This is a genomic window from Dietzia cinnamea NBRC 102147 (assembly GCF_001571065.1).
GTDB lineage: Bacteria > Actinomycetota > Actinomycetes > Mycobacteriales > Mycobacteriaceae > Dietzia > Dietzia cinnamea.
Genome location: NZ_BCSW01000147.1, coordinates 1 through 725 on the forward strand (window position 1 = coordinate 1; position 725 = coordinate 725).

At 69.0% G+C, this 725-nt stretch carries 1 protein-coding gene; it reads right to left on the reverse strand.

Annotation, left to right across the window (positions count from 1 at the left end; translation table 11 throughout):
- A partial coding sequence (locus DCI01S_RS16535) for a phage portal protein (protein WP_156482672.1) occupies nt 1-725 on the reverse strand: 725 nt, incomplete at both ends.

Consider the following 725-nt stretch of genomic DNA (forward strand, 5'->3'; position numbering starts at 1 on the left):
GATCACACCGTCGTTGTGGAGCTTGACGGTGGCGTCGGCCTCCGCTGCCACCGAGCGGGCGGACGGGTCTGCCCACCGGACTCGGACGTCGTACACCTCCGGGTCGTGTCCATCGGCCACGGCGAGCATGAGCCGGCCCACCTGCTCCCAGGACCGGCCGAACGCCTGCTGACGTGCCTCCGCCTTGGCGGTGAGCGCGGCCTCCGCGGCGCGGGTCTGCTCCGCACTGGCGGGATTCGCCGTCATCACACCGAGGTAGTGGCCGGGGAGCCCGGTGACCGCAGAGATGGACTGAATGATGACGTCCACCGCGGTCCGGTACGAGTCCAGACCAGCCCCGGCCAACTGCCCGAACTTCGTCTCCGGGGCCTCCGAGATCATCGTCTTGTCCGATTCGGGGATCGGGTTGATCGGGTTCCCCTCGTCGTCCTCCGCGACCTCGAGGCCGGTGGCCCACCGGCGGGGGCGGGCGTAGGACTCGGAGGTGACCATCATGTCGGCCAAGATTTTGTTCAGCGCGTCCACCGGGCCGATCACGTCAGCGAACTCGGAGGTGCCGTCCACGACTCCGGGTCGGTCGGCGTTGACCAGAGGCACCACCGGGACGACACCGAGGTCGTTGGGCACGGACCGCACGGCGGACAGGGCCTCCGGGTTCAGCGGTTCGCCGATCATGTGGACGATCTCCTCCGGCCGGTACACGACGACGTGAGACTGCTCGGTAC